Raw genomic sequence first — 26,035 nt, 5'->3', positions numbered from 1 at the left:
GAACTGGAGACAACACCCATGACAGCGCCCAAGCCGCGCTACCGCCGCACCCTCGCCCTCTCCGCCGGGACGGCCCTGGCGACGGCACTCGCGTTCCTGCCCGGCGTCACCGCGTCCGCCGCCACCGGCACCCCGGCGGCCTCCGCCGACGGGCCCACGCTCAGCTATGTCGTCAACGTCCGCCCGGGACACGCCGTGTCGGCGCGTGTCGAGAAGGCGATCGCCGAGGCCGGGGGCTCGGTGGTGATCGCGTACGACCGGATCGGCGTGATCGTCGCCCACTCGGCGAACCCGGACTTCGCCCAGCGGATCCGCACCGTACGCGGAGTGGACTCGGCCGGGGCCACGCGCAACGCGCCGCTGCCCGCCCAGTCCACCACCGACATGGGCACGCCGAAGACGCTGAGCGCCGACGAGGCCGCCGATGTGCGGGCGGCCGACGGCCAGGACCCGCTGGAGCCGCTCCAGTGGGACCTGCCGGCCATCAAGGCGGACAAGGCGCACGAGAAGACGCTGGGCAGCCGGGACGTCACCGTCGCCGTCATCGACACGGGCGTCGACGACACCCACCCGGACATCGCGCCCAACTTCGACCGTGCCGCGTCCGCCAACTGCGTGGCGGGCAAGCCGGACACCACGGACGGCGCCTGGCGGCCGAGCGCGTCGGAGAGCCCCCACGGCACGCACGTGGCGGGCGAGATCGCCGCCGCGAAGAACGGCGTGGGCGTCACCGGCGTGGCACCGGGCGTCAGGGTCGCCGGCATCAAGGTCGCCAATCCGGACGGCTACTTCTACACGGAGGCCGTGGTCTGCGGCTTCGTGTGGGCTGCCGAGCACCACGTCGACGTGACCAACAACAGCTATTACACCGACCCGTGGTACTTCAACTGCACCACCGACCCGGACCAGAAGGCGCTCGTGGACGCCATCACCCGGGCGTCGCGGTACGCGGAGCGCAAGGGCGCGGTCAACGTCGCGGCGGCGGGCAACGAGAGCTATGACCTCGCGTCCGACTCGATCACCGACCCGGTCTCCCCGAACGACGGGACGGCGTCGGACCGGGTGATCGACCCGCACGAGTGCTACGACATACCGACCCAGCTGCCGGGTGTGGTGACGGTGGCGGCGACGGGTGCCAAGGGCCTGAAGTCGTCCTTCTCCAACTACGGCCTCGGCGTGATCGACATCGCCGCGCCCGGCGGCGACTCGACGGCCTACCAGAAGCCCGAGCCGCCGGCGACCAGCGGCCTCATCCTGGGTCCGCTGCCGGGCGGCAAGTGGGGCTACATGGCCGGGACGTCCATGGCGACCCCGCATGTCGCCGGTGTCGCCGCATTGATCAAGTCAACCCATCCGCACGCCTCCGCCGCCCTCGTGAAGGCGCTGCTGTACGCCCAGGCCGACGCCACACCGTGCACGGACCCCTACGACATCAACAGTGACGGCAAGGTGGACGCGGTGTGCGAGGGGTCGAAGAACCACAACGGCTTCTACGGGCGGGGCACGGCGGACGCCCTGGCCGCGGTGACCCGGTAGGCCTTGCGTGAGGACCACGTCGGTACAGTCCCTATATTGATTGAGTCAATACTGCATAGTGCAGTCATGACTGCTATCAAGTACGCGTGGTCCGCTCTGGGCGGCGATCCCGCCCGTCTCGCACGGCTCACCACCGTCGCGCGGGAAGGCGCGCTCCCTGCGCGCCTTCCCGTACGGCAGCTCGCCCGGGCATGCGTGGGCGCGTGCGCGCTGGCCGCCGCGGAACTCGCGGCCCACCGGGCCGGGCTCGCCGAGGTGCCCGGCGTCCGGGTCGACGACGGCGCGGTCGCCACCGCCTTCCACAGCGAGCGGCTGCTCCGCGTCGACGGCCGGGCGCCGGCCGGCTTCGCGCCGCTGTCGCGGTTCTGGCGCACGGCCGACGGCTGGGTGCGCACCCACGCCAACTACCCGCACCACCGGGCCCGGCTGCTCGGCGCGCTGGGCCTGCCGGCGGACGCCTCGGCGGAGGATGTCGCCGGCCGGCTCGCCGAGCGCTCCGCCCGGGAGACCGAGGAGGCCGTCCACGGCGCCGGCGGCCTCGCCGTGGCCTTGCGCACCCCGGCGGAGTGGCAGGCGCACCCGCAGGCCGCCGAGGTGGCCGCACGGCCCCTGGTCGAGCGCGTCCGGCTGGACGCGGCACCCGCGCGCGTGCTGCCGCCGCCGGCCCCGGCCGACGCCGTCCTGCTGCCCGCCGCCGGGCTGCGCGTCCTGGACCTGACCCGGGTGCTGGCGGGCCCGGTCGCCACCCGCACCCTGGCCCTGCTGGGCGCGGACGTCCTGCGCGTGGACGCCCCCTGGCTGCCGGAACTGCCGGACCAGCACGCCGACACGGGCTTCGGCAAACGGTCGGCCACGCTCGACCTGACCGCGGACCGGGACACCTTCGAGGAGCTGCTGCGCACCGCCGACGTCGTGGTGACCGGGTACCGGCCGGGCGCGCTCGACCGGTTCGGGCTCGCACCGCGCGCGCTGGCCGAGCGGCACCCCGGCCTGGTCGTGGCGCAGGTGTCGGCGTGGGGCGCGTACGGGCCGTGGGGCGGGCGGCGCGGCTTCGACAGTCTGGTGCAGGTCGCGACCGGCGTCGCGGTCACCGAGGGCTCGGCGGAGCGGCCCGGCGCGCTGCCCGCGCAGGCGCTGGACCACGGCACCGGCTATCTGCTGGCGGCGGCCGTGCTGCGGGCGCTGACCGAGCAGTCGTACGACGGCGGGAGCCGGTTGGTCCGGCTGGCACTGGCCCGGACCGCCCACTGGCTCACGGACGCCCACTGGCTGACGGACGGCACTCTGGCCACGGCGGCCGAGGGGGTGCCGTACGCGGGCCCGGACGCCTGGCTGACCGTGACGGACAGCCCCCTGGGCCGCCTCCGGCACGCCCGCCCGGCCGTGTCCTTCACCGGCGGCCCGGCCGGCTGGGCGCGGCCTCCGGTGCCGTGGGGATCGGACCCGGCGGAGTGGCGGTGACGGGTTGATTCGGTCGTTGACGGAGTTGATTCGAGTTGACTGGAGTTGATTCAGCTCGATTCGGCGTTGACTCAGCCGTTGGTCACCAGCACCTTGAGCGCCTTGCGTTCGTCCATGGCCTGGTAACCGGCCGGTACACCCTCGATGTCGACGGTCATGTCGAACACCGGCGAGGGGTCGATCGTGCCGTCGAGCACGTCCGGCAGCAGGTCGGGGATGTAGGCACGGACCGGCGCGACACCGCCGCGCAGGGCGATGTTCCGGTCGAACATCACGCCGAGGTCCAGGCCGGTGCCGCTGCCGTGGGGCACGCCCACGAAGCCGATGGCGCCGCCGTCGCGGGTGATGTTGACGGCCGTCCGCATGGACTGCTCGGTGCCGACCGCCTCCACGACGGCGTGGGCGCCCTGCCCACGGGTCAGCTCGCGGACGGCCTCGACGGCCGCCTCCCCGCGCTCGGCGACGACGTCGGTGGCACCGAACCGGCGCGCGATGTCGGTGCGCACCTCGTGCCGGCCGAGCGCGATGATCCGCTCGGCGCCGAGCCGCTTGGCGGCCAGGACGGCGCACAGGCCGACCGCGCCGTCACCGACGACGGCGACCGTGGCGCCGGGCCGGGCACCCGCGCCGAGGGCCGCGTGGTGGCCGGTGCCGAGGACGTCGGAGAGGGTCAGCAGGCCCGACAGCAGGTGGTCGTCGGAGGCGGCGTCCTTGGGGAGCTGGACGAGGGTGCCGTCGGCGAACGGCACGCGGACGGCCTCGCCCTGGCCGCCGTCGTAGCCGACGGAGCCCCAGAAGCCGCCGTGCTCGCAGGACGTCGTCAGGCCCTCGCGGCAGTAGTCGCAGACGCCGTCGGACCACATGAAGGGCGCGACCACCAGGTCACCGCGCCGGACGGTGCTCACCTCGGAGCCGGTCTCCTCCACGATCCCGAGGAACTCGTGCCCGATCCGCTGCCCCGGCTGCCGGGCCGCCTCGCCCCGGTAGGCCCACAGGTCGCTGCCGCAGACACAGGCCCGCAGCACCCGCACCACGGCATCGGTGGGCAACTGCACCACGGGGTCGGGCACGTCCTCCACGCGCAGCTCGTACGGGGCGTGGATGGTGGTGGCGCGCATGGCGGGGATCCTTCTGGTGCGGGGTCGTACGGGGTCGTACGGGGTCGTACGGGGCCGTGCGGAGTCGTACAGGTCGTACAGGTCATGCGGTGTCGTACGGTCATCGGGGGCCCGGGTGCCGGGCCCATTTCACCGTACGCCGGGGCCACCGCCGTCCGCGCGGCCAGGGGTACCCCGCCCGGTCACACCCCCGCCGCCCCCAGCAAGCTCCCCGCCGCGTACGTCACCGCCATCGCCAGTGCCCCGCCCGCCGCGTTGCGCAGGACCGCGCGCGCCGGGGCCGCCGCGCCGAGGCGGGCGCTGCTCCAGCCCGTGAGGGTCAGGGCGGCCAGGACCGACAGGACCGTGACGGCGAGCCGCCAGCCGGCCGGGGGCAGGACGATGGCCAGCAGGGGCAGCAGCGCGCCCACGGTGAACGACAGGAAGCTCGCCCAGGCCGCGTGCCAGGGGTTGGTCAGCTCGTCCGGGTCGATGCCCAGCTCCACGCGCGCGTGGGCCCTCAGCGCGTCCCGCGCGGTGAGCTGTTCGGCGGCCTCGCGGGCCACCTCGCGGGACAGCCCGCGCTGCTCCAGCAGCTCGGTCAGCTCCCGCAGTTCGGCCTCCGGCTGCTCGCGCAGTTCCCGTTTCTCCACGGCCAGCGCGGCCAACTCGGAGTCGCGCTGGGTGGAGACGGAGACGTACTCGCCGGCCGCCATGGACATCGAGCCGGCGAGCAGGCCGGCCAGTCCGGCCGTGAGCAGGGCGCCGCGGCTCTCGGTCGCGCCGGCCACGCCGACGACGAGTCCCGCGGTGGAGACGATGCCGTCGTTCGCGCCGAGCACGGCCGCCCGGAGCCAGTTCAGCCGGGAGCCGAGCGCGCCGCCGTGGGGCTCGTCATGGGTGGGTTCCGTCACAGCAGGGAGGATCGCATCCCGGGGTCACGCCCGCCGCACCGACGCCCCGCGCGCGGGCACCGGGCCGCTCCCGTCGGCCGCCGCTGCCGCCCTGGAGACGCGGGGCGGCCACCTGGCGCGCGCGTGCGGAGCGGGCGCCGGCCGGGCGGGACACCGGCGCCGCGCCCGCCCTCCTGGAACAGCGGCCGGGCGAACTGCCGCGCCGGCTGGACCGTCTGCTGCGGCCACGCCAACTCGACGTGCTGCCCGAGGAGTTCGGGGCGAGGTGCTGCGCCGGGCGCTGCCCACGGCCGGGCCCGGCCCGCTGCCGGCCGCGCTGGGCCGGCTACGCGTCCGTCATCTCCCAGGCGAGCGGCGGCTGTTCTTCCCGCGCGGGCAGGTCACGCACGCGTACACGGCCGATGACACGCGCGCCGCGCGCCGAGGCGGTGACCGCGCGCGTGTGCGCGCTGCTGGAGGCGGAGGCCCTGCGCCGCCTGGCCGGCGGGTCCCGCTTCGACCTGGCGGTGCTCGACTCGGCGCTCGCCGGGCTCGCGGTGCCGTCCGCCGAGCGTGCCGCCGCCAAGGCCCTGGTGTCGGTGCCGTGCGGCAGCACCCAGCGCCTGCCCGCGGGTGAGGTGCTGCGCCTGTTCCTGCACTGGACCGAGCCCGAGAGGACCCGCGTGGACCTGGATCTGTCGGTGGCGCTGTACGACGAGGACTGCGAGTTCGCCGGTCTGTGCGACTACACGAACCTCGTGTACGGCGACCGGTGGGCCGTGCACTCCGGCGATCTGACGTCGGCTCCGGCGCCGGACGGCGCGACCGAGCACGTCGACCCGGCCCTCGGCGCGCTCGGCGGGCGGGGCGTGCGGAGCGCGGCCGACGCGGACGCCCGTGCGGGTGAAGCGGCGGCGAAGAGACGCGTGTTGCCGGTCCTGGTGCACGGCGGGGTGGCACCGGAGGGCACGACCGGGGAGGTGTACCGGCTGCTGCCGGGCCCGGCCGACGGCTGCGGTCTCTCGCCGCTGACGGCCGGGGACCTGGTGGCGGCGCTGGGGTGAGCGTCGTACGAGCGCCCGAACCGCCGGCCTTGGGCATACGTGTGCGGTGGCCGAGCAGGAGGGCGAGGCCGGGTCGTACGAACGGGACCTGAGGGACCGCGCTGTCAGTCGCGGCCCGTATCCTCAGTGACCATGCTCGAAGACCGTGCGACCGCAGTGTCCTCCCCCACCCAGTGGCCGGCCGCGTATCCGCAGGGATACGCGGTCGTTGACGTGGAGACCACCGGCCTGGCCCGGGACGACCGGATCATCTCCGCGGCCGTCTACCGGCTGGACGCGCTCGGTGAGGTCGAGGACCACTGGTACACGCTGGTCAACCCGGAACGCGATCCGGGCCCCGTGTGGATACACGGTCTGACGAGCGAGACGCTGGCCGGCGCGCCGCTGTTCGCGGACATCGCCGAGGAGTTCGCCGCCCGGCTGGACGGGCGGGTGCTCGTCGCGCACAACGCCGTCTTCGACTGGCAGATGATCGCGCGGGAGTACGCGCGCGTGCGGCGCGAGGCGCCGGTGCGGCAGCGGCTGTGCACCATCGCGCTGTCGAAGGAGCTGGGGCTGCCGCTGCCCAACCACAAGCTGGAGTCGCTGGCGGCGCACTTCGGGGTCGTGCAGCAGCGGGCGCACCACGCGCTGGACGACGCGCGCGTGCTGGCGGAGGCGTTCCGGCCCAGCCTGCGGGCCGCGGCGGCTGGCGGCGTACGGCTGCCGCTGCTGGAGTGCCGGCCGCTGACGGAGTGGTCGGACCGGCCCGTGCCCCGGCAGGCGTCGGCTGGCTACGGCGGCTATCGGACCGGCGGTTGGCGCCCCTCCCGCAAAAGGCCCGCATGCCCCTATCCCAACCCAGGGCGTTATGAAGACGGCAAACACCTCAAACAGGGCATGCGGGTCGCCTTCTCCGGCGACACCTCGACCGAGCGGGAGCTGCTGGAGGACCGGGCCGTGGAGGCCGGGCTGCATATCGCCACCAGCGTCTCCCGGCTCACCAGCCTGCTGGTGACCAACGACCCCGACTCGGGCACGTCGAAGACGGTGAAGGCACGGCAGTACGGCACGCCGATCGTGGACGAGGCCGCGTTCGGGCAGCTGCTGAGGGATGTCGAGCCCGCCGACGAGTAGCCACACCCCGTGTCGAGTCGTCGTACGATCGGGTGATTGCCCCACGACTCACCCGGCGCCCGCTCGCCGGGGGATCGGCGGACGGCTCACCCTGTGGCGCATGGCGACATGCGAAGTGTGCGGCAATGACTACGGCATGACCTTTGAGGTGCACGCGCAGGGCGCGGTGCACGTCTTCGACTGCTTCTCCTGTGCGATCCACCGCATGGCCCCGATCTGCGAGCACTGCCGGGTGCAGATCATCGGCCAGGGCGTGGAGGTGGAGGGGCACTGGTTCTGCGGCGCGCACTGCGCCCGCCAGGAGGGGAGGACCGGAATCGTCGACCGGGTCTGACCCGGTACCCGCCTGAATGCGCCCCACGGCCCGGAGGTACCGTCGTGGGGTGCACCGCTACCGCTTCCTGTTGTCCCGCCAGTGGGTGATCCTCACCCTCGTCGCGATCGCGCTGATCCCGACGATGATAAGGCTGGGCTTCTGGCAGCAGCACCGCTACGAGGAGCGCACCGCCCGCAACGACCTGGTCTCCGCCGCGCTGCACGCCGAGCCGGTACCGGTCGAGCGGCTGACCTCCCCCGGGCACGCCGTGACCCGCGCCGACAAGTACCGCACGGTCACCGCGACGGGCACCTTCGAGACCGCGAAGGAGGTCGTGGTCCGGCGCCGGACGAACTCCGACGGCGAGGTCGGCTTCCACGTCCTCACCCCGTTCGTCCTCGACGACGGCAAGGTGCTGCTCGTCAACCGCGGCTGGATCCCCGCGAACGGCGCGCAGACCGCCTTCCCCGAGATCCCCGCCCCGCCGGCCGGCCGGACCACCATCACCGGGCGGCTGATGGCCGACGAGACGACCTCGGCGAGCGGCATCAAGAACGTCGAAGGCCTTCCCGACCGGCAGATCATGCTGATCAACAGCGCGGAGGAGGCCCGGCGGCTCGGCGCGCGGGTGCTCGGCGGCTACATCCAGCAGACGGCGCCCGAGCCCAAGGGCGGCTCCCCGGAGCAGATCTCCGACCCGGGCAGCGAGGACGCCCCGCTGAACTACGCCTACATGATCCAGTGGTGGCTGTTCGCGGCGGCCGTTCCGGTCGGCTGGTGGTTCCTGGTCCGGCGGGAGATCCGCGACCAGGAGGAGGCCGCAGCGCAGACGCAGCCGGAGGAGAGCGAACCGGCCACGGTGTGACCGGGGGCAGCGCCTCCCGGCGATCCGCCACGGTCTGAGCGGGCAGCACCTCCCGGCGATCCGGCCCGGCGAACCGGCCACGGTGTTCCCCGAGCAGCACAGGTTTCCCCGCGGAAACGTCACTCCCCCGGCGCATCACCTGATTGGCCCCCTGGTCCGCCGGGAAACCGCACCCCGTGAACGCGCGCATCGAGGACTACGCCCTCATCGGCGACGAGCAGACCGCGGCCCTGGTCGGCAAGGACGGCTCGATCGACTGGCTGTGCCTGCCGCGCTTCGACTCCGGTTCCTGCTTCGCCCGGCTGCTGGGCGACGAGGAGCACGGCCACTGGCGGATCGCGCCCGAGGGAACGGACGTCTGCACCCGCCGCGCCTACCGGACCGACACCCTCGTGCTCGACACCGAGTGGGAGACCGCCGACGGCACGGTGCGCGTCACCGACCTGATGCCGCAGCGCGACCGCGCCCCCGACGTCGTACGGATCGTGGAGGGCCTCAGCGGCCGGGTCACCGTCCGCAGCACGCTGCGCCTGCGCTTCGACTACGGCTCGATCACGCCGTGGGTGCGCCGCTCGGACGGCCACCGGGTGGCCGTCGCCGGGCCGGACTCCGTCTGGCTGCGCTCCGAGCCGGCCGTGCACACCTGGGGCGAGGACTACGGCACCCACGCGGAGTTCACCCTCGCGGAGGGCGAGCGGGTCGCGTTCGTGCTCACCTGGCACCCCTCGCACGAGAAACGCCCGCCGCTCATCGATCCGTACGAGGCACTGGAGAACAGCGTGACCGGCTGGCGGCGCTGGGCTCGCCAGTGCCGGTACGACGGCCCGTACCGGGACGCGGTCGTCCGCTCCCTCATCACCCTCAAGGCCCTCACCTACGCCCCGACCGGCGGGATCGTCGCCGCGGCGACCACCTCGCTGCCCGAACAGCGGGGCGGTGTGCGCAACTGGGACTACCGGTACTGCTGGCTGCGCGACTCCACTCTCACGCTCGGCGCGCTGCTCAAGGCGGGCTTCCACGAGGAGGCCGAGGCCTGGCGCGACTGGCTGCTGCGCGCGGTCGCCGGCAACCCGGCCGACCTACAGATCATGTACGGCGTCGCGGGCGAGCGGCGGCTGCGGGAGATCGAGTTGCCCTGGCTGCCCGGCTTCGCCGGCTCCTCCCCCGTACGCACCGGCAACGCCGCCGTCGACCAGCTCCAGCTGGACGTGTACGGCGAGGTCATGGACTCACTGTCGCTGGCCCGCGCCTCGGGCCTGCCCGCGAAACCGCACATGTGGGCCATGCAACGCTCGCTGATGACGTTCCTGGAGTCGGCGTGGCGGCAGCCGGACGAGGGCCTGTGGGAGGTGCGCGGCGGCCGGCGCCAGTTCGTGCACTCCAAGGTGATGGTGTGGGTGGCCGCCGACCGGGCCGTGAAGACCGTGGAGCGGAACCGGGAGCTGCGGGGCGACCTGGAGAGCTGGCGCAGACTGCGCGACGAGGTGCACCGGGAGGTGTGCGAGAAGGGCTTCGACCGGAAGCGCAACACGTTCACCCAGTACTACGGCTCCCGGGAACTCGACGCCTCTCTGCTGCTCATCCCGCGCGTCGGGTTCCTGCCGCCGGACGACCCGCGGGTGGTCGGCACGGTCGACGCGATCCGCGACGACCTCGGCCACGACGGCTTCCTGCGCCGCTACGACACCGAGGACTCGGTGGTCGACGGGCTGCCGAGCGGCGAGGGCGCCTTCCTGGCCTGCTCGTTCTGGCTGGCCGACGCGCTGCATCTGACCGGCCGGACGAAGGACGCGCGGGAGCTGTTCGACCGGCTGGTGGGCCTGTGCAACGACGTGGGTCTGCTGGCCGAGGAGTACGACCCCTTGGACGGCTGCCAGCTGGGCAACTTCCCGCAGGCGTTCAGCCACATCGGCCTGGTGAACACCGCGCTGATCCTCTACGGGGACGACCAGGCAGGATAGGGGCCATGGATCTTGGACTGAAGGACCGGGTGTACGTCGTCACCGGAGCCACGCGCGGGCTGGGCAACGCCACCGCGCGGGAACTCGTCGCCGACGGGGCGAAGGTGGTCGTCACCGGCCGGGACGAGCAGCGGGCCGCCGAAGCGGCCGCCGAACTGGGCCCGAACGCGGTGGGCGTGGCCGTGGACAACGCCGACGCGGAGGCTCCCGAGCGGCTGATCGCCGCCGCCCGGGAGAACTTCGGCGGCTTCCACGGTGTGCTGGTGAGCGTGGGCGGGCCGCCGCCGGGGTTCGTCACCGACAACACCGACGAGCAGTGGCGCGCCGCGTTCGAGTCGGTGTTCCTCGGCGCGGTACGGGTCGCCCGCGCGGCGGCGGCCGAGTTGGCGGAGGGCGGTGTCATCGGGTTCGTGCTGTCGGGCTCGGTGTACGAGCCGATCCCGGGGCTGACCGTGTCCAACGGGCTGCGGCCCGGACTCGCCGGGTTCGCCAAGTCGATCGCCGACGAGCTGGGGCCGCGCGGGATCCGGGTGGTGGGCCTGCTGCCGGGACGGATCGCCACGGACCGCATGCGCGAGCTGGACGGGCTGTCCGCGGACCCGGAGGCCACTCGGGCCGCGAACGAGTCCCGGATTCCGTTGCGCCGGTACGGGGCGCCTGAGGAGTTCGGACGGGTGGCGGCGTTCCTGCTGTCCCCGGCGGCCTCCTACCTGACGGGGGTCATGGTGCCGGTGGACGGGGGGACGCGGCACGGGTTCTGAACCGCAGCCGTCAAGTCACCCTCTCCGCGCGGTGTTTGACCTCGCCCAGGCGGACCTCGGCCGGAAGTGACGTCAGGCCCGTCGACTCGCGTGCGCGGGTCAGGGTTTCGGCGGTGAACGTGGTCAGGGTTTCGGCCGGGGCCGCGTCCGGGGCCAGTTGGAGCCAGGCCCGCACCGCCGGAGCCGTACGGCGGCCCCGCAGGACGATGTGCGCATGGGCCACGCCCGCCTGGGCGGCCGCTTCCGCCGCCAGGGCGCTCTCCAGGGCCCTGCCCCGCAGGTGCGCGCCCGCGCCGTCACCGGTGTCGATCAGCAGCTCGGTCAGCCGGCGGCGGCGCAGGGTCGCCGTCAGCCACCCCAGGCCGAGGAGGACGAGGACGGTCAGGGCGGTGATGACCGCCGGCCACCACCAGGGGGCGTCCCGCCAGCGGGTGCGTTCGGCCCTGGTGAGCAGGACGTCGTGCGGGCCGGTGTGCGGCCACCAGGAAGGGAACGGCGCGCCCAGGCCGACGGCCAGGACCGCGCCGCCGAGTACGAACAGCAGCAGACCGGCGAGGGTCAGCAGGACGCGGTGGACACCGCCGCGCATCGCGCTCACCCCTTCCGTCCGGGCCGGACCACGCGCACGGCCGGCCTGGGCGGACGGGCCAGACCGAGGCCCCGGATCGCCTCGGTGAGCACGGTGTCCAGGTCGGCGCGTACGTCGTCCAGGTCCGGGAAGTGCGAGACGACCCGGACGTCGGCCTTCCGTCGGCCCATCCGCACCCGTACCGCGCGCACCCCGGACACCTCCATGGCCCGGTCACGCAGGAACAGCGCCGCCGCGCCGCGCCGGATCGCGGCCCGGACGTCCGGGTGCGGGCGCCGCATCGGCAGCAGGTCGCGCAGACCGGGGGTGACCGCGAGGACGATCAGCCACAGGCCGAGGGCGGCGGCGAGGCCCGCGCCGACCAGTACCCAGATGTCGTCCAGGGGCCGTTCGGCCAGCTGCCGGGCGAGCGCGCGGCGCCAGCGCATCGCGGGGCGGTGGGCGCGTACGGCGGCGACGTCGTACAGCAGGAGTCCGGCGCCGGTCACGAGCAGGACGGCGACGAGGGCGGCGGGGACGCGGCGCGGCGACCAGAACCGGCCGCTGCCCTTCGCGGCGCGGCCCCTGCCGTTCGCGGCGGGCGGTGCGGCGCCGGGCGGCTCGGCGACGGGCGACTCGGCGCGGGCGGGGGTTTCTCGCGTCTCGCTCATCGGACCCTCCGCCTCCCGTGACCCGTCGTGCTCATCCGTCCGCCCCCTGATCCGTCGTCGGATTCAGCCGTTCCACGTGGACGGCGACCTCCGGCACCCGCATGTCCGTCAACGCGCCCACCCGGGCGGTGACATGGCGGCGTACGGCGGCGCAGCGGGCGCCGATGTCACTGGGGTAGCCGACTTCGACATGGACGCGGACCCGGGCCGTCCGCTGGGCCACGACGACCGTGGCGTGCGGTGCGGCGGCGGCACCGGGCAGCGGGTCGAGGGCCTCGCGGGCAGCCTGCGCGGCGATCTTGGCGACGACCCGGTCGGCGATCCGGGTGGCGCCCCGTTCGGCCGGCGGCACGAGGGGCGGCGCGGGGCGCGGTGTGCCGGTCTCGGCGCTCACCGGGTCACCGCCGCCGGTCGCGCCGGTCGTCGCGGGTGCGGAAGACGTCACCGAGTTCCAGGTCGCCGTCCGCGAACCGGCCGGCGAGGAAACCGATGGCCCCCAGCGCCGCCACCAGCAGAAAGGCGCCGAAGCCGCCGAAGTAGCCGGCGAACCCCAGCGCCATCCCGGCGATCAAGCCGACCACGGCCATGCTCATGCAGCGCTCCTCAGTTCGTCAGGCGTGCGGTCTCGGATGCCGGGTCTCACTGGATGCGGGGCTCCGGTTCCTCGTCCTCCTCCTCGGGCAGCTTGACGTCGCTGACCGCGATGTTGACCTCGACCACCTCCAGGCCGGTCATGCGTTCCACGGCGGCGATCACGTTTTCCCGCACGGCGCGGGCGACATCGGCGATCGCGACGCCGTAGTCCACGACGATCTCCAGGTCGAGCGCGGTCTGCACCTCGCCGACCTCGGCCTTGACGCCCCGGGCCACCGATTTGCTGCCGCCCGGCACCCGGTCCCGAACGGCGCCGAACGTGCGGGCCAGGCCGCTGCCCATGGCGTGGACCCCGACCACGTCCCGGGCGGCGAGCCCGGCGATCTTCTCCACGACGCCGTCGGCGATGGTGGTGCGGCCCCGGGCCGCCGGGTCGCCGCCGCCGCGCCGCGTGGTCTTGCGGGTCGACACCTGGGGTTCGTGGTCGTCCTCGGGGGTGATCGTCGTGTCGGTCATCGCCGTACGTCCCTTTCGGTCGTCGTGCCGCCCGGTCGTCGTCCTGCGACCACGGTATGCAAGGTTGCCCGGCAGCGCGCCGGGGATACGGCAGGCTGGTGGAATGACGGCGGATCGGTGGACACAGGTGGTACGGCATCAGGTGGGACTGGGCAGGCTCTTGCCGCTCGGCGGGCCGCGCGACGGCGCGTGGATCACGGAAGGGGCGGCCGGGGCGGTGCTGCGGCGCGCGGTGGCGGACGGGGCGCCGGGTGTGCGCCTGGGCGCGCTGCGGATCGCGCTCGCCGATCCGGAGGACGTGCACGAGCCCGTCGTACCGGCACCGCCGAGCGCGCTGCCGCCGGGCCTGCTGCGGGTGACGGCGGACTTCGCGGCGACGGCCGCCGAACCGTTGCCGACGGCGGCGGCCCGCCTCCGGCTCGCCCTGGCGAGAGCCGCGACGGAACGGCTCGGCCTCGCGGTCACGGAGATCGATCTACGGGTGACGGACCTGCTGGAGCCGGACGCCCCGCCCACCGCGGCGGCCGGCGCACCGCAACCGCCACCCGCCCGCGAACCCACGGCCCCGGACGAGACCAGGGTGGCGGAGACGGCGCTGGCCGTCCCCGGGGTGCTCCGTCTGACGGGGTCCCTGGGCGGCCTGGGCCGGGCGGTGCACATCGAGGAGCACGCCGACGGGGCCGCCCTGCCCCGCCGTCACCTCCGGGTGGAACTGGCGACCGACGCGACCCACCGAGCCGTGGACGTGGCCCGACAGGTCCGCGCGGCCGTACGAGACGCCCTGCCGGACCGCCCGACGGTGGCGGTGCTGGTCACGGCGGTGCGCTGACCGACGCCGGGCACCTGTCCGGCGGTCGGCTCATCAGCTCATTCGCCGAGCCCGGCCAGGTCCCGCAGCCGTCGGGCCTGAGCAGCCCGCTCGGCCGCGCGCTGCTCCTCGTACGTGCGGTCGAGGGCACCGCGAAGCAGCGCCTTGGTCTCCACCACCGCATCGCGCGGCGCCGCCATGATCGCCGCCGCCAAGTCCCGTACCGCCCCGTCCAGTTCCCCGGCGGGCACGGCGAGATTCGCCAGCCCGCTCGACACCGCCTCCTCGGCCCCGACGAACCGCCCGGTCACGCAGATCTCCAGCGCGCGGGCATATCCGACGAGGCCGACCAGCGGGTGGGTGCCGGTCAGGTCGGGGACGAGGCCGAGGCTGGTCTCACGCATGGCGAACTGCACGTCGTCGGCGACGACCCGGAGGTCGCAGCCGAGCGCGAGCTGGAAGCCGGCCCCGATGGCATGCCCCTGGACAGCGGCGATGGACACGATGTCGGTCCGCCGCCACCAGGTGAACGCCTCCTGGTATTCGGTGATGGTCGCGTCGATCCCGGCGTCGTCACGGCGCGCGAGGTCGATGAAGGTCGGCTCGCCCGGAATCCCCACCGGGGTGAACATCTGACGGTCCAGCCCGGCGGAGAAGGACCTGCCCTCGCCACGCAGCACGACGACCCGGACGGAGCCCGGCAGCAACCGCCCGGCCTCCGCGAGCGCCCGCCACAGGGCGGGGCTCTGCGCGTTGCGCTTGGCCGGGTTGGTCAGCGTCACCGTGGCGAGCGTGTCGTCGACGGTGAGCCGTACGCCGTCCTTGTCGAGTGCGGGAGTGAGGTCCTGCTCGGGCGAAGCCATGGGGCGCCTCCGATGGGTGCGGTCAACAGAGCTAAGCTAAGTGACTGCACAGTAACCACCCGGCCGGTCGGAATCCCGACCGGGTGGCCACCATCGAAGCCGATGGGCCGCCCGGAGTCAGGACGAAGCGGCCTTCTTACCCCGGGTCGCTCCGCCACGCCCACGGAGCGTGACGCCCGACTCGCTGAGCATCCGGTGCACAAAGCCATACGAGCGGCCGGTCTCCTCGGCCAGCGCCCGGATGCTCGCACCGGAGTCGTACTTCTTCTTCAGGTCTGCCGCGAGCTTGTCGCGCGCGGCGCCGGTCACCCGGCTGCCCTTCTTCAGAGTCTCGGCCACCCGTGCCTCCTCATGGGAAGTGCGCTCTGGTCTCCTCATGATCACCCCTCTTGGGCGTGATGGCCACCCATTCGGCAAGGTCCGTGAGACATCGTTGTGACGACAGGAGTGGATCCCCACAAGCGGAACAAGGGATTCCAAGGGGTGCGGCCCATGGGGCCGTCCGGGTGGATTCGCGAAGTGCCAGGTCAGGAACGCACAGCGGCCGATCCCCCGACAGCTGGGGGATCGGCCGGAAAATCCGTGTACGACACACCCCGGTACGAGGAGATCTCACACAGATGATGGATCACCGATGGGCCGAATGATCCATACGCAGTGGATCAGGCTTTCGATCACGCCAGGGCGACGAGATCCGCGTAGTCGGAGCCCCACAGGTCCTCGACGCCGTCCGGCAGCAGGATGATCCGCTCCGGCTGGAGCGCCTCGACGGCGCCCTCGTCGTGGGTGACGAGGACGACCGAGCCCTTGTAGGTGCGCAGGGCGCCGAGGATCTCCTCGCGGCTGGCCGGGTCCAGGTTGTTGGTCGGCTCGTCCAGGAGCAGCACGTTCGCCGAGGACACCACCAGGGTCGCCAGGGCGAGCCGGGTCTTCTCACCGCCGGAGAGGACACCGGCGGGCTTGTCGACGTCGTCGCCGGAGAACAGGAAGGAGCCGAGCACCTTGCGGACCTCGACCAGGTCCATGTCGGGGGCGGCCGAGCGCATGTTCTCCAGGACCGTGCGGTCGGCGTCCAGGGTCTCGTGCTCCTGCGCGTAGTAGCCGAGCTTGAGCCCGTGCCCGGGGACGACCCGGCCGGTGTCCGGCGTCTCCACCCCCGCGAGCAGCCGCAGCAGGGTGGTCTTGCCGGCGCCGTTGAGGCCCAGGATGACCACCCGGGAGCCCTTGTCGATGGCGAGGTCGACGTCGGTGAAGATCTCCAGCGAGCCGTACGACTTCGACAGGCCCTCGGCCATCAGCGGGGTCTTGCCGCAGGGCGCGGGCTCCGGGAAGCGCAGCTTGGCGACCTTGTCGGACATCCGGACGTCTTCGAGGCCGGAGAGCAGCTTCTCGGCGCGGCGGGCCATGTTCTGCGCGGCGACCGTCTTGGTCGCCTTGGCGCGCATCTTGTCGGCCTGGGCGTTGAGGGCCGCGGCCTTCTTCTCCGCGTTGGCGCGCTCGCGCTTGCGGCGCTTCTCGTCGGCCTCGCGCTGCTGCTGGTACAGCTTCCAGCCCATGTTGTAGATGTCGATCGTGGACCGGTTCGCGTCCAGGTAGAACACCTTGTTGACGACCGTCTCGACCAGGTCGACGTCGTGGGAGATCACGATGAAGCCGCCGCGGTAGGTCTTCAGGTAGTCCCGCAGCCAGACGATCGAGTCCGCGTCGAGGTGGTTGGTCGGCTCGTCCAGCAGCAGGGTGTCCGCGTCGGAGAACAGGATGCGGGCCAGCTCGATACGGCGGCGCTGACCACCGGAGAGCGTGTGCAGCGGCTGGCCGAGCACCCGGTCGGGCAGGTTCAGGGCGGCGGCGATGGTGGCGGCCTCGGCCTCGGCGGCGTACCCGCCCTTGGTGAGGAACTCCGTCTCCTGGCGCTCGTACTGCTTCATGGCCTTGTCGCGGGTGGACCCCTTGCCGTTGGCGATGCGCTCCTCGTTCTCGCGCATCTTGCGGATCAGCACGTCGAGTCCGCGCGCGGAGAGGATGCGGTCGCGGGCGAGGATGTCCAGGTCGCCGGTGCGGGGGTCCTGCGGGAGGTAGCCGACCTCGCCGGAGCGGGTGATCGTGCCGCCGGCGGGGATGCCCTCGCCGGCCAGGCACTTGGTGAGAGTGGTCTTGCCTGCGCCGTTGCGGCCGACGAGGCCGATGCGGTCGCCCTTGGCGACACGGAAGGTGGCGTTCTCGATGAGGACGCGCGCACCGGCGCGCAGCTCGATACCGGAGGCGGAGATCACGGACAGACTCCAGGGCGTACAGGGGTTGGCGGGTGGGCGGCTGAGGACGTTCCCGCCGTCTAATGCGCGAGGAGAATGGCCATGGGGGAAAGTCTAACGGGGCCGTGCAAGCGGTTTTCCTGCGTCCAGGTGTCCAGGGTGCGGGCAGGGGAGGTCGTTGCCCAGCGGGGTGCGGCCGGGCGCGATCCGGCCCAGGTCGTCCAGGGCCACGAGCTGGCCGGTCCATGCGGTGTCCGCGCAGGGCTGGGCGAGGAGCAGGGCCGCGCCCCGCCGTACGGCGCCCTGGGGGCGGAAGGCGCAGCCCTTCCGGGCGGGCAGCACCCAGCGCAGGTCGCCGTCGGCGGTGCGGTACGCGGTGACGCGACGCGGGGTGACGACGGCGAGGATGCCGCGGCCGAGGGGGCGCAGGACGCCGGTGCCGCCCTGGGCCGGGAGCCACTCGGCCGCGTCGGGCAGGGCCCGGTGCCAGCGCACGGAACGGCCGTCCGTGTCCGTGAGCAGCCCGTCGTCCCAGAGCGCGATCAGCTCCCCGCGCGTGTGCACCACGTCGACGGGACGGTGCCCCACGCGCGCGTACCGCCACCGGAGCGCACCGGTACGGCTGTCGTGGCCGGCCACGGCACCGTCCCCCACCCGCGCCGCCCACGCCGCGGCGTCCGGCCCGTCGCGGAGGAGCCGGTCGCCGTAGGGCACCGGGCGCAGCTGCCGGGCCGCGCCGAGCAGGCCGAGGGTGACGACGGCCAGGAGGAGGACGACGGCGAGACGGCCCACGGGCGGAAGTGCCACCTCGCCCCCTTTGGGTACCCACCGTCCCGGATCAGCCGCCGAGCGTAGTCATCGCCGACCGGATCGGCGGGGTGGCTGGGCGGGCAGCGGCGAGAAGTCCCCCGTTCGGCGGGGGCGGGGGCGTCCGCAGGGCGGGGGCGGGGGCGTCCGCAGGGCGGGGGCGGGGGCGTCCGCAGGGCGGGGGCGGGGGCGTCCGCAGGGCGGGGTGGTAGCGACCGCACGGCAGGGGCGGGGGCGTCCGCAGGGCGGGGGCGGGGGCGTCCGCAGGGCGGGGTGGTAGCGACCGCACGGCAGGGGCGACAGCGACCGCACCGCCGGGCGGCTGCGACCGCACGACCGGGCGGCTGCGACCGCACGGCAGGGGGCGAGGGCGCCCGCACGACCGGGCGGCAGCGACCGCACGGCAGGGACGACAGCGACCCGCACCGCCAGCCGGCAGCGACCGCACGGCAGGGGGCGAGGGCGCCCGCACGACCGGGACGACAGCGACCGCACGGCAGGGACGACAGCGACCGCACGACCGGGCGGCAGCGACCGCACGGCAGGGGGCGAGGGCGCCCGCCTCACCGCCCCGCCTCTCGTCCCTCCGCCTCATCGCCCCACCTGATCGACCGCCTGATCGACCCGTCTGATCGCCCTGGTGCTCGCCCTGCCGCCGTGCCGGAGCGGCGACATGGCGCGCTCCGGGACGTTTCGTCGGAGCGTTGTCAGTGGTGCCTGCAAGACTCGAAGAGCACGGCGGAACCGATGCACGAAGGAGTGATCGGCATGGCAGGCACGGGTGGCGGCGCGCGGCCGAGCATCTTTCCCACGCTGCTGTACACGGACGCCCGGGCGGCGATCCGGCAGCTCACGGAGGCCCTCGGCTTCACCGAGCTGTCGGTCTACGAGACGGAGGGCGGCAAGGTGATGCACGCCGAGCTGGTCCAGGGCAGCGGCGCGGTGATGATCGGCTCCAAGGGGCGCGGCGGCCTCTTCGACACGGCGATGAGAGACGCGGGACCCGCCGGGGTGTACGTCGTGGTGGACGACGTGGACGCCCACCACCAGCGGGCCGTGGAGCACGGGGTCGAGATCCTGATGCCCCCGACGGACCAGGACTACGGCTCACGGGACTACATGGCCCGGGACACCGAGGGGAACATCTGGAGCTTCGGCACGTACGCCCCCGAGATCGGCGTCTGAGCCACTCCCCCGCCACTCCGCCGCCGCTCCGCCACCGCACCCCGCCGCCCGGCCTCCCGCTCAGCCCCCGGTGTGCACCTGGAACGCGGCCCGGCGGACGGCCTTGGCCAGGGCCGGGTCGGGATGGGCGGCGGCGAGCGCGACCAGGACCTGCACGGTGCGCGGGTGGCCGACGGCGCGGACCTCGTCGAGCAGCTGGGGCACGGTGGGCTGCACCGCGGACTCCAGGTGCCGGACCAGCATCGGCGCCTCGCCGTGGTCGGCGACGGCGGCGGCGGTGTCCACCCACAGCCAGGTGGCCTCCTCCCGGGTGAGCGCCTCGTGGGCGTCCTCCGGGTCGACGCCGTCGTGCTCGGCCAGCCACAGCAGGGCGTACGGCCGCAGGGCCGGCTCGTCCACGACGGACCGTACGTCGGGCTCGGCGGGGGCGCCGACGACGCGCAGCGCCTCGAAGGCCAGGCCGCGCAGCAGGGCGTCGTCGCCCCGGGCGGCGGCGATCAGCTCGGTGACGGCGCTGCCGACGGGGCGGGCGGCGAGCCAGGCGCGGTACTCGGCGCGGGCCGCGTTGGGCCGGAGCTGGGCGCAGCCGCGGAGCATGTCCTCGGCGGACTGCTCGATGTTGCCGGCGGGGCTCTGCGCGGCCACGCAGATCTGCTCCAGCTTGACCCAGACCGCCCAGTTGCCGAGCGGGGTGAGCGTGGCCTGGCCGTCGCCGTAGGTGAGGGCGCCGACGGAGGCGAGGGCCCGCAGCGCCCAGTCGAGCAGGGGGGCGAGCGGGGCGTCCGCGGCGGGGCCGGGGTCCGCCGGGCCCGGGGTCCCGGCGGGCTGTCCGGTGCCGGGCTCGTAGGAGACCTCGCAGCGTTCGGTGCGCAGTTCGGTGACCCGCTGCTGGAGCAGGTCGAGCAGCTGCTCGACGGGGACCGGTCCGGCGGACAGCTGGAGGAAGGAGAGCACCTGGGGCATGGCCGAGACGACCTCGGCGACGGCGGCCGGTTCGTGTCCGTCGGGTTCGGGGCAGGCGAGGGACCAGGCGTCGAAGAGGGCGACCCAGCCGCGCAGCACGGCGCTGTCGTCACGGTCCCAGGCGCGCAGTCGCCAGCCGGGGCGCGCGCTGTCGCCGTGCACCTCGACGAGTCCGGCGAGGCGGGCGGTGTCCCAGTCGGCGCGGACCTGAGCGGCGCTCAGGCCGAGGTCGGCGGCGGCGCGTTCGGCGGTGGCGTCGGAGAGGGTGGCCTTGCCGTCGACGGTGGCACCGGTGCGGCCGGGGCCGAGTGCGGCGTCGGCCCAGCGGGCGACGCGGACCGCGCCGGCCAGACCGGCGCGGGCCATTCCGGCCAGTTCGGCGGGGGCGGGGGTGCCCTCCGGCGGCCGGGGTGCGGGGCGGCGTGGGCGCCGCTGGTTCACAGCTCTGGGGGCGGCGGCCAGGGGTCGCGGTCGGACGAGTCGGAGCCTGGAGTCGCGCGGGATACGGGACGTCACGGGTGCAGTCTTCCGGTTGACGGTCCGAAAACCCAAACGGAATGTCACGCGGGGCGACGGGGCTGGCCAACGCACCGGGTGCGGGAAGGGCAGGACGGGCACGATCGAGCCGGCCGTACGGCCTTAAACGGAATGTTTCGCGCCGGTGTCGGCGGACCCGGGCGCCTGGGCGTCCGTCAGCCCGGAAGCCCGGGGCGTCACATCGGCCCCCGCCGTCACATCAGCGGGGTCAGGAACCGCCGCAGCCGTTCCTCGTACTCCTCGGGGTCCGCGTTCCACATCGCCGCGTGCGGGGCGTGCGCGACGGTGTGCAGGGCGACCAGGTCGGCGCGGCGCCGGGCGAGCCCGCGGGAGAACTCCCAGGGGGCGACCCGGTCGTCCGGGCCGTGGATGATCAGGGTGGGGACCCGGAGCCGGTCGGGGTCGGCGGTCTCGGCGGCCCGGTCGGCGTGCAGTCCGGCCCGGCCCTGCGCGGCCCGCACGGCGAGCGGCAGGAGCGGCTGCGGGGTGTGGCGGGCCCGGGCCAGCGCCCGCAGCGTGGCCTCCCAGCTGAGCACCGGCGAGTCCAGGACGAGCCCGGCGATGCGGTCGCGGACCGCGGAGTGTTCGGCGGCGCGCAGGGCCATGGTGGCGCCGGTGGACCAGCCGAGCAGGACGACGCGGCGGGCGCCGTGGCGCAGCGCGTGGCGGATCGCCGCCTCGACGTCCCGCCACTCGGTCTCGCCGAGGTGGTTCAGGCCGTCCGGCGGGCGCGGGGCGCCGAGGTCGCCGCGGTAGGCGAGGGCGAGGACGGGCAGCCGGCGGCCGTGCAGGAAGCCCATGACGTTCATGGCGTGTTCCCGGGTGGCGCCGAGGCCGTGCACGGCGATCACCCAGGTGTCCCGCTGGCCGGGCACGAACCAGGCGGGCAGGGCGCCCAGCTCGCCGGGCACGTCGACGTCGGTGTGGTCCAGGCCGAGAGCGGCGCCGGGGTTGCCGACGTACAGGTTGGGGGTGAGCCACACCGCGTCGCCGGAGGCGAAGGTGCCGTGGGTGACGCGTTCCAGACGGCGCACGACCGTGTCGGCGGTGTGCTGGGCCGCCTCCAGGACGGGGCCGACGACCGCGTGGGAGCCGTCGCCGGCGAGGCCGTAGGTGCCGGGGCGCAGGGTGGCCAGGTCGCGGGTGAGCGTGATCTGGCCGGCGGCCGTGCCGTGCACCGTGAGGCGGGGCTCGGTGGGCAGCGGGCGGCCCGCCGGGACCTTCAGCGCGGCGTCGCTGGCGAGCCGGCCGGCGACGACGGACGCCATGCCGGCGGCCAGGACGGCGGTGAGTCCGGCGGCGGTGGCTTTGACGGTGAGCACGGGTCCAGTGTCGGCGGGCCTGTGGCCACCGGCCAGCGGAAGCGAGGACCGTCGGGGTGCGGGCGGGTTCGGCACCGCCGGGTGCGCACGTCGTGACTGGGCGCCGTTGCGGCGGATCAAGGACAGCAAGGGGTCACCTCCGTTGGCCGTACCCCTTCAAGCGTTCCCCGACCTGCGCCAGTTGTGCCTCCGTCAGCAGGGACGGTGTCAGGCCCGGCACCGAGGACGCCGTGAGCCACAGGCGGCACATCCACTCCAGCTGGGCGGTGCGGTCGTAGGCCTGGTCGAGGGTGGCGCCGTAGGTGATCGTGCCGTGGTTCTGGAGCAGGCAGCCGGAGCGGCCGGCGAGGGCGCGGAGCATGTTCTCGGCCAGTTCGTCGGTGCCGTAGGTGGCGTAGGGGGCGACCCGGACGGGGCCGCCGAGGGCGACGGTCATGTAGTGGACCGGCGGTAGCTCGGGCACGAGCGTGGAGACGGCGGTCGCGTGCACGGCGTGGGTGTGGACGACGGCGCGGGCGTCGGTGGTGCGGTAGACGGCGAGGTGCATGGGCAGCTCGCTGGTCGGCACGAGCGTGCCGAGCACCTGGCGTCCGGTGAGGTCGACGCCGGTGATGTCGGCCGGGGTGAGCCGGTCGTAGGGGACGCCCGACGGGGTGACCAGCACGAGGTCCCCGACGCGGGCGGAGACGTTGCCGGAGGTGCCGACGACCAGGCCGTCGGTGACGGTCCGGCGTGCCGTCGCGACCAGTTCCGCCCAGAGCCGTGCCTCGTCCTGCCGCGCGTCCCGCCGCCCGCCGTCCTGTCGCGCGTCCCGGTGCCCGCCCTGGTGCCCGTCGTCCGTGTTCCGCAGCGCTTCAGCCATGCCGTGATCCTGCCAGCCGGACCGGCGGAGAGCGGGTGGGCCGGTCGTTTCCGCGCGGAGACCGTACGGCCGAACGGGCGGATATAGCGCATATCGTGCCGAAACGCTCTGAATCGTCACGGATGTGGTGATGGGCGGGCCTTCAATGATCCCTCTTGCCGACTGGACGCCCGCCATCCCGGGGGAGACACATGGCCCGTGAACGCACCCTTGTCCGCCGCCGCACCGGTCTCCTCACGGCGGCCACGGCGGCCCTCACCCTCGCCCTCGCGACCACCACGACCGCGTCGGCCGGACCACTGAGGTCGACCGGGGGACCGGAGGCGGCCGGACCCGCGGCCTCGGCCACGCTGTCCGTGCTGCCGGGGCTGTCCGCGCTGGCGGTCCTGGCCGGAACCCGGCCCAGAGGCCACGACGTGTCGTCGCATCAGAAGCGGGTCGACTGGGCGGCCGCCCGGGCGAAGGGCGCGCGATTCGTCTACATCAAGGCGACCGAGTCCACGAACTACCGCAATCCCTACTTCGCCGGACAGTACTCGGGTGCCCGCGAGGCCGGACTGATCCGGGGCGCCTACCACTTCGCCCTGCCGGACCGGTCCTCCGGCGCCCAGCAGGCCGGGTACTTCGTGCGGCACGGCGGCGACTGGCGGGCGGACGGCTGGACGCTGCCGCCCGCGCTGGACATCGAGTACAACCCGTACAACGCGAAGCACAAGTGCTACGGCCTGAGCAAGGCCCGGATGGTCCGCTGGATCCGGTCGTTCAGCGACGAGATCAAGGAGGAGACCGGCCGCCGTCCGGTGATCTACACCACAACCCAGTGGTGGAAGCTGTGCACCGGGAACAGCCGCGCCTTCTCCTCCTCGCACGCCCTGTGGATCGCCCGCCACGGCACCTCGCGACCGGGCACGCTGCCCGGCGGCTGGCGGTACTGGACGTTCTGGCAGCACGCCGTCAAGGGCAGGCTGCCGGGTGACCAAAATCTCTTCAACGGCTCGCTGAGCCGGCTGCGGATCTTCGCGCGAGGCCACTAGCCAAGGCACGCCTGGGCCGAAGACGCGAAGCGGAACCTCGCACGCGCGTTACGGACACCCTCACGCCCGCCTCAGTTCATCTTCCGTTCACCCAGGTTGCCTACGTTCATCCAGCCAATGACCTCGAACGATTGCCTGGGTAAATGGAAAGCTTCTCGCTGATCCTCGCGATTGTGGTGGTAACCGCTCTCGCGTTCGATTTCACGAACGGTTTCCACGACACCGCGAACGCGATGGCCACCACCATCTCCACAGGCGCCCTGAAGCCGAAGATCGCGGTTGCCATGTCCGCCGTCCTCAACCTTGTGGGCGCCTTCCTCTCCGTGGAGGTCGCGAACACGATCTCCAAGGGTCTCGTCGACGAGACCGGCATCCGTCCCGAGGTCATCTTCGCCGCCCTGGTCGGCGCGATCCTCTGGAATCTGCTGACCTGGCTGGTGGGCCTGCCCTCCAGTTCCTCGCACGCCCTGATGGGCGGCCTGGTCGGCGCCACCGTCGCCTCCGCCGGCTTCGGCGCCGTCCACGGTGACGTCCTGGTCACCAAGGTGCTGCTCCCGGCCGTCGCCGCGCCGGTCGTCGCGGGCCTCGCCTCGCTGCTGGCCACCCGGTTCTCCTACGGCGTCGGCGGCACCGCCGACGGCGAGGCCACCCGCAAGGGCTACCGCGCCGGCCAGATCGCCTCCGCCGGTCTGGTCTCTCTCGCGCACGGCACCAACGACGCCCAGAAGACGATGGGCATCATCACGCTCGCCCTCGTCGCGGGCGGCTCCATCGCCCCCGGCTCCAACCCTCCCACCTGGGTCATCCTCTCCGCCGGCCTGGCCATCGCGCTCGGCACCTACATCGGCGGCTGGCGCATCATCCGCACCATGGGCAAGGGCCTGACCGACCTGGAGCCGCGCCAGGGCTTCGCCGCCCAGACCAGCGCCGCGACCGCCATCCTGGCCTCCTCCCACCTCGGCTTCTCCCTCTCCACCACGCACGTCGTCTCCGGCTCGGTGATGGGCGCGGGCCTCGGCCGCAAGGGCGGCGTGGTCCGCTGGTCCACCGCGACCCGCATGTTCGTCGCCTGGGGGCTCACCCTCCCGGCCGCCGCGCTGGTCGGCGGGGGCGCCGAGTCCGTCACCGACCTCGGTGACTGGGGCACCGCCGTCGTCGCCGTCTTCCTGGTCGCCGCGAGCGCCGCGATCTGGAAGGTCTCCCGCCGCGAGGTCGTCGACCACACCAACGTGGTCGCCGACGCCGGGGAGCCGGCGGGTGTGGTGACCACCGCCATCGCCGCCGTGACCCCGCCCCCGGTGGGCGCGGTCACCGAGGACCTGACGGCCACGATCCCGGCCCCGGCCACCGAGCCCTCCCCCGCCGCCGCCCCGGCCACCCCGCCGGCCGCCGCGGTCTGACCCCGAGCACACGGTTACTGAAGGAAGCATCCCCATGAAGATCGACTGGGCGGCCCTCGGCTCCGTCTTCGGCGTCAGCCTCGCGTTCACGGTGGGCCTGGTGGTCCTGTTCACCCTCGGCATCAACGGCCTGTCCCGCCGCGAGAAGGCGGCGGCGCAGGGCGGGTCCGCCGCGCTGGCGGTGACCGGCGCGTACGTGTGCTTCGCGGCCTGCGCGGCGGCGGTGGCGTACGGGATCTACCTGATCGTCGTCAAGCCCTGACGGTTCGAAACCTCACGCATCGGCCCCGCCGGGCCACCGCTTCAGCGGGACCGGCGGGGCCGACGCATGTCGTCGGACCGGCCGTCCGGTGCCGTCCGGCGGGCCGGTGATGTGGGCCTCAGCACAGTCCGGCATCCCAGGTCAACGGCAAGTTGACGGCCGTTCCGGGCGCGTGGTGGACTGCCCAGGCCATGTACGGCGGCAAGAGAGGAAGCCGGTGCGAATCCGGCGCGGTCCCGCCACTGTCACCGGGGAAGAAACCCCGGGAGCCAGGAACTCTCACCGCCGATTCACGTCGAACCAGGGCGCGGACACCCTGAG

The 26,035-nt window shown here is 73.8% G+C and carries 27 protein-coding genes and 1 riboswitch; of the genes, 13 read left to right on the top strand and 14 right to left on the bottom strand.

The window, feature by feature from the left end:
• Positions 1–18 precede the first annotated feature (18 nt).
• A complete protein-coding gene (locus tag ACZ4WH_RS13220) occupies positions 19–1,536 on the top strand; it encodes a S8 family peptidase (RefSeq protein ID WP_468179727.1) in 1,518 nt (505 codons plus the stop codon).
• 66 nt (positions 1,537–1,602) lie between these two features.
• Positions 1,603–2,997: a CoA transferase gene (locus ACZ4WH_RS13215; RefSeq protein WP_468179725.1), complete on the top strand. Its 1,395-nt coding sequence runs from the start codon at positions 1,603–1,605 to the stop codon at positions 2,995–2,997.
• A 71-nt stretch (positions 2,998–3,068) separates the two neighbouring features.
• On the opposite strand, the gene ACZ4WH_RS13210 is transcribed toward ACZ4WH_RS13215, so the two are convergent.
• Positions 3,069–4,115 carry a zinc-dependent alcohol dehydrogenase family protein gene (locus ACZ4WH_RS13210; RefSeq protein WP_468179724.1) on the bottom strand — a complete coding sequence of 349 codons (1,047 nt, stop codon included), beginning with the start codon at positions 4,113–4,115 and terminating at the stop codon, positions 3,069–3,071.
• 182 nt (positions 4,116–4,297) lie between these two features.
• Positions 4,298–5,008, bottom strand: a complete 711-nt coding sequence (locus tag ACZ4WH_RS13205; protein ID WP_468179722.1) for a VIT1/CCC1 transporter family protein — start codon at positions 5,006–5,008, stop codon at positions 4,298–4,300.
• 401 nt (positions 5,009–5,409) lie between these two features.
• Here ACZ4WH_RS13205 and ACZ4WH_RS13200 point away from each other — a divergent pair, with 401 nt between their 5' ends.
• The 6 genes from ACZ4WH_RS13200 (at position 5,410) to ACZ4WH_RS13175 (ending at position 11,070) form a co-directional block, all read left to right on the top strand.
• Complete coding sequence (locus tag ACZ4WH_RS13200) at positions 5,410–6,051, top strand: TerD family protein (RefSeq protein ID WP_468179721.1); 642 nt, start codon at positions 5,410–5,412, stop codon at positions 6,049–6,051.
• Positions 6,052–6,183: 132 nt separating this feature from the next.
• Positions 6,184–7,167, top strand: a complete 984-nt coding sequence (locus ACZ4WH_RS13195) for a DEDDh family exonuclease (protein ID WP_468179719.1) — start codon at positions 6,184–6,186, stop codon at positions 7,165–7,167.
• A gap of 100 nt (positions 7,168–7,267) precedes the next feature.
• Entirely contained in the window at positions 7,268–7,501 is a 234-nt protein-coding gene (locus ACZ4WH_RS13190) for a hypothetical protein (protein ID WP_468179717.1), read from the top strand.
• A gap of 49 nt (positions 7,502–7,550) precedes the next feature.
• Positions 7,551–8,348 (top strand): SURF1 family cytochrome oxidase biogenesis protein, encoded by a 798-nt coding sequence (locus ACZ4WH_RS13185; protein WP_468179715.1) that lies wholly within the window; start codon positions 7,551–7,553, stop codon positions 8,346–8,348.
• A 176-nt stretch (positions 8,349–8,524) separates the two neighbouring features.
• Positions 8,525–10,309, top strand: a complete 1,785-nt coding sequence (locus ACZ4WH_RS13180) for a glycoside hydrolase family 15 protein (RefSeq protein ID WP_468179713.1) — start codon at positions 8,525–8,527, stop codon at positions 10,307–10,309.
• Between the two features lie 5 nt (positions 10,310–10,314).
• Positions 10,315–11,070, top strand: a complete 756-nt coding sequence (locus ACZ4WH_RS13175) for an SDR family oxidoreductase (RefSeq protein ID WP_468179711.1) — start codon at positions 10,315–10,317, stop codon at positions 11,068–11,070.
• Positions 11,071–11,080: 10 nt separating this feature from the next.
• On the opposite strand, the gene amaP is transcribed toward ACZ4WH_RS13175, so the two are convergent.
• From amaP to ACZ4WH_RS13150, 5 genes are read right to left on the bottom strand one after another with little or no spacing between them, the layout of a single operon-like run.
• Positions 11,081–11,659 carry an alkaline shock response membrane anchor protein AmaP gene (amaP, locus tag ACZ4WH_RS13170; protein ID WP_468179709.1) on the bottom strand — a complete coding sequence of 193 codons (579 nt, stop codon included), beginning with the start codon at positions 11,657–11,659 and terminating at the stop codon, positions 11,081–11,083.
• Between the two features lie 5 nt (positions 11,660–11,664).
• The gene (locus ACZ4WH_RS13165) at positions 11,665–12,309 is read right to left on the bottom strand and encodes a DUF6286 domain-containing protein (RefSeq protein ID WP_468179707.1); all 645 of its coding nucleotides are present in this window, start codon (positions 12,307–12,309) and stop codon (positions 11,665–11,667) included.
• A 31-nt stretch (positions 12,310–12,340) separates the two neighbouring features.
• Positions 12,341–12,703, bottom strand: coding sequence for an Asp23/Gls24 family envelope stress response protein (locus tag ACZ4WH_RS13160; protein WP_468179705.1), 363 nt, complete (start codon positions 12,701–12,703; stop codon positions 12,341–12,343).
• Positions 12,704–12,707: 4 nt separating this feature from the next.
• Positions 12,708–12,902: a hypothetical protein gene (locus ACZ4WH_RS13155; protein WP_468179703.1), complete on the bottom strand. Its 195-nt coding sequence runs from the start codon at positions 12,900–12,902 to the stop codon at positions 12,708–12,710.
• A gap of 46 nt (positions 12,903–12,948) precedes the next feature.
• Positions 12,949–13,419, bottom strand: a complete 471-nt coding sequence (locus ACZ4WH_RS13150; protein WP_468179701.1) for an Asp23/Gls24 family envelope stress response protein — start codon at positions 13,417–13,419, stop codon at positions 12,949–12,951.
• 103 nt (positions 13,420–13,522) lie between these two features.
• Between ACZ4WH_RS13150 and ACZ4WH_RS13145 the strand changes: the two genes are divergently transcribed.
• On the top strand, positions 13,523–14,248 hold the full coding sequence (locus tag ACZ4WH_RS13145; RefSeq protein WP_468179699.1) for a nucleopolyhedrovirus P10 family protein: 726 nt from the start codon (positions 13,523–13,525) through the stop codon (positions 14,246–14,248).
• 38 nt (positions 14,249–14,286) lie between these two features.
• Here ACZ4WH_RS13145 and ACZ4WH_RS13140 read toward each other — a convergent pair whose 3' ends face one another.
• The 4 genes from ACZ4WH_RS13140 to ACZ4WH_RS13125 all read right to left on the bottom strand — a co-directional run bounded on the left by ACZ4WH_RS13140 (position 14,287) and on the right by ACZ4WH_RS13125 (position 18,149).
• Positions 14,287–15,090: an enoyl-CoA hydratase/isomerase family protein gene (locus ACZ4WH_RS13140; RefSeq protein ID WP_468179697.1), complete on the bottom strand. Its 804-nt coding sequence runs from the start codon at positions 15,088–15,090 to the stop codon at positions 14,287–14,289.
• A 117-nt stretch (positions 15,091–15,207) separates the two neighbouring features.
• Positions 15,208–15,429 carry a helix-turn-helix domain-containing protein gene (locus ACZ4WH_RS13135; protein WP_004002281.1) on the bottom strand — a complete coding sequence of 74 codons (222 nt, stop codon included), beginning with the start codon at positions 15,427–15,429 and terminating at the stop codon, positions 15,208–15,210.
• 335 nt (positions 15,430–15,764) lie between these two features.
• A complete protein-coding gene (locus tag ACZ4WH_RS13130; protein WP_468179695.1) occupies positions 15,765–17,363 on the bottom strand; it encodes an ABC-F family ATP-binding cassette domain-containing protein in 1,599 nt (532 codons plus the stop codon).
• Between the two features lie 93 nt (positions 17,364–17,456).
• The gene (locus ACZ4WH_RS13125) at positions 17,457–18,149 is read right to left on the bottom strand and encodes a hypothetical protein (RefSeq protein ID WP_468179693.1); all 693 of its coding nucleotides are present in this window, start codon (positions 18,147–18,149) and stop codon (positions 17,457–17,459) included.
• Between the two features lie 747 nt (positions 18,150–18,896).
• On the opposite strand from ACZ4WH_RS13125, the gene ACZ4WH_RS13120 reads away from it, so the two are divergent.
• Positions 18,897–19,334: a VOC family protein gene (locus tag ACZ4WH_RS13120; protein ID WP_468179691.1), complete on the top strand. Its 438-nt coding sequence runs from the start codon at positions 18,897–18,899 to the stop codon at positions 19,332–19,334.
• 60 nt (positions 19,335–19,394) lie between these two features.
• Here ACZ4WH_RS13120 and ACZ4WH_RS13115 read toward each other — a convergent pair whose 3' ends face one another.
• From ACZ4WH_RS13115 to ACZ4WH_RS13105, 3 genes are all read right to left on the bottom strand, one after another.
• The gene (locus ACZ4WH_RS13115; RefSeq protein ID WP_468179689.1) at positions 19,395–20,813 is read right to left on the bottom strand and encodes a hypothetical protein; all 1,419 of its coding nucleotides are present in this window, start codon (positions 20,811–20,813) and stop codon (positions 19,395–19,397) included.
• Between the two features lie 215 nt (positions 20,814–21,028).
• On the bottom strand, positions 21,029–22,156 hold the full coding sequence (locus ACZ4WH_RS13110) for an alpha/beta hydrolase (RefSeq protein ID WP_468179687.1): 1,128 nt from the start codon (positions 22,154–22,156) through the stop codon (positions 21,029–21,031).
• A gap of 133 nt (positions 22,157–22,289) precedes the next feature.
• Positions 22,290–23,018 (bottom strand): class II aldolase/adducin family protein, encoded by a 729-nt coding sequence (locus tag ACZ4WH_RS13105; RefSeq protein ID WP_468179685.1) that lies wholly within the window; start codon positions 23,016–23,018, stop codon positions 22,290–22,292.
• A 191-nt stretch (positions 23,019–23,209) separates the two neighbouring features.
• Between ACZ4WH_RS13105 and ACZ4WH_RS13100 the strand changes: the two genes are divergently transcribed.
• The 3 genes from ACZ4WH_RS13100 to ACZ4WH_RS13090 all read left to right on the top strand — a co-directional run bounded on the left by ACZ4WH_RS13100 (position 23,210) and on the right by ACZ4WH_RS13090 (position 25,714).
• Positions 23,210–24,052, top strand: a complete 843-nt coding sequence (locus ACZ4WH_RS13100) for a lysozyme (RefSeq protein WP_468179683.1) — start codon at positions 23,210–23,212, stop codon at positions 24,050–24,052.
• Positions 24,053–24,195: 143 nt separating this feature from the next.
• Positions 24,196–25,452, top strand: a complete 1,257-nt coding sequence (locus tag ACZ4WH_RS13095) for an inorganic phosphate transporter (RefSeq protein ID WP_468179681.1) — start codon at positions 24,196–24,198, stop codon at positions 25,450–25,452.
• A gap of 34 nt (positions 25,453–25,486) precedes the next feature.
• Positions 25,487–25,714, top strand: a complete 228-nt coding sequence (locus ACZ4WH_RS13090) for a hypothetical protein (protein WP_014671911.1) — start codon at positions 25,487–25,489, stop codon at positions 25,712–25,714.
• 158 nt (positions 25,715–25,872) lie between these two features.
• Positions 25,873–26,013, top strand: a riboswitch (cobalamin riboswitch).
• Positions 26,014–26,035: the final 22 nt, after the last annotated feature.

It is taken from the genome of Streptomyces sp. NPDC029138 (genome assembly GCF_055564375.1).
This window is presented reverse-complemented; position numbering and strand designations above follow the sequence as displayed.

What these genes read in the sequence shown, in the direction of transcription:
- ACZ4WH_RS13165 (WP_468179707.1), bottom strand. Translation starts at nt 12,309, where the DNA reads ATGAGCGAGACGCGAGAAACCCCCGCCCGCGCCGAGTCGCCCGTCGCC.
- ACZ4WH_RS13090 (WP_014671911.1), top strand. Translation starts at nt 25,487, where the DNA reads ATGAAGATCGACTGGGCGGCCCTCGGCTCCGTCTTCGGCGTCAGCCTC.
- ACZ4WH_RS13095 (WP_468179681.1), top strand. Translation starts at nt 24,196, where the DNA reads ATGGAAAGCTTCTCGCTGATCCTCGCGATTGTGGTGGTAACCGCTCTC.
- ACZ4WH_RS13100 (WP_468179683.1), top strand. Translation starts at nt 23,210, where the DNA reads ATGGCCCGTGAACGCACCCTTGTCCGCCGCCGCACCGGTCTCCTCACG.
- ACZ4WH_RS13215 (WP_468179725.1), top strand. Translation starts at nt 1,603, where the DNA reads ATGACTGCTATCAAGTACGCGTGGTCCGCTCTGGGCGGCGATCCCGCC.
- ACZ4WH_RS13105 (WP_468179685.1), bottom strand. Translation starts at nt 23,018, where the DNA reads ATGGCTGAAGCGCTGCGGAACACGGACGACGGGCACCAGGGCGGGCAC.
- ACZ4WH_RS13190 (WP_468179717.1), top strand. Translation starts at nt 7,268, where the DNA reads ATGGCGACATGCGAAGTGTGCGGCAATGACTACGGCATGACCTTTGAG.
- amaP (WP_468179709.1), bottom strand. Translation starts at nt 11,659, where the DNA reads ATGCGCGGCGGTGTCCACCGCGTCCTGCTGACCCTCGCCGGTCTGCTG.
- ACZ4WH_RS13140 (WP_468179697.1), bottom strand. Translation starts at nt 15,090, where the DNA reads ATGGCTTCGCCCGAGCAGGACCTCACTCCCGCACTCGACAAGGACGGC.
- ACZ4WH_RS13200 (WP_468179721.1), top strand. Translation starts at nt 5,410, where the DNA reads ATGACACGCGCGCCGCGCGCCGAGGCGGTGACCGCGCGCGTGTGCGCG.
- ACZ4WH_RS13220 (WP_468179727.1), top strand. Translation starts at nt 19, where the DNA reads ATGACAGCGCCCAAGCCGCGCTACCGCCGCACCCTCGCCCTCTCCGCC.
- ACZ4WH_RS13195 (WP_468179719.1), top strand. Translation starts at nt 6,184, where the DNA reads ATGCTCGAAGACCGTGCGACCGCAGTGTCCTCCCCCACCCAGTGGCCG.
- ACZ4WH_RS13120 (WP_468179691.1), top strand. Translation starts at nt 18,897, where the DNA reads ATGCACGAAGGAGTGATCGGCATGGCAGGCACGGGTGGCGGCGCGCGG.
- ACZ4WH_RS13175 (WP_468179711.1), top strand. Translation starts at nt 10,315, where the DNA reads ATGGATCTTGGACTGAAGGACCGGGTGTACGTCGTCACCGGAGCCACG.
- ACZ4WH_RS13210 (WP_468179724.1), bottom strand. Translation starts at nt 4,115, where the DNA reads ATGCGCGCCACCACCATCCACGCCCCGTACGAGCTGCGCGTGGAGGAC.
- ACZ4WH_RS13155 (WP_468179703.1), bottom strand. Translation starts at nt 12,902, where the DNA reads ATGAGCATGGCCGTGGTCGGCTTGATCGCCGGGATGGCGCTGGGGTTC.
- ACZ4WH_RS13145 (WP_468179699.1), top strand. Translation starts at nt 13,523, where the DNA reads ATGACGGCGGATCGGTGGACACAGGTGGTACGGCATCAGGTGGGACTG.
- ACZ4WH_RS13150 (WP_468179701.1), bottom strand. Translation starts at nt 13,419, where the DNA reads ATGACCGACACGACGATCACCCCCGAGGACGACCACGAACCCCAGGTG.